We start from the raw sequence: 546 nt of genomic DNA, 5'->3' as shown, positions 1-546 counted from the left end.
GCGTTGTCGAAACCGGTCTCGAAGTTGAAATGCGACGGCACCCCGCGCCAGGCCTGCATGCTCACCAGCACCGTCTCGACGACACTAGCCCCGGTGAAAACGCCGAGCAGGACGTTCCGCACGCGCGGCCGCACCGCCACGTACGACGTCGCCCACGCGACGGTGGCCAGCGTCAGCCCGAACGACCACCCGAAGGTGACCGCTTTCCGCATCGAGAGCGGCCCGGTCCACGAACCGCCGGACGCGATCAGCACGATCGCGTGCACGAGACCACTCAGAAACAGCAGCGCCCCGGTCACGTAGGCGACGCGCTCGATCGTCCGAATCATGCCGTCGAGTGTCTTCCTGCACTCGAAGGAAAGCGTCGGCCGTGAAGCGACACCTCGGCTACGCCCGTTTACGTACCTGAGAGCCCCTCAGCGAAGACCGCGGTAGAGACCGACGGTCTGTTAGCCTGACGTCATCATGCCTCGCATCCTTGCCCGCGTCGCCGCGCTGATCGCCGTTCTCGCCCTCCTGTTCGGAGTGCCGTGGTGGACGATCGTC

1 pseudogene is annotated in these 546 nt (G+C 65.9%); it reads right to left on the bottom strand.

The window, feature by feature from the left end:
- A pseudogene (locus tag CFP71_RS40975) lies at positions 1–329 on the bottom strand (hypothetical protein); the annotation flags it as partial.
- Between the last annotated feature and the right edge of the window lie 217 nt (positions 330–546).

It is taken from the genome of Amycolatopsis thailandensis (genome assembly GCF_002234405.1).
Taxonomy (GTDB): domain Bacteria; phylum Actinomycetota; class Actinomycetes; order Mycobacteriales; family Pseudonocardiaceae; genus Amycolatopsis; species Amycolatopsis thailandensis.
This window is presented reverse-complemented; position numbering and strand designations above follow the sequence as displayed.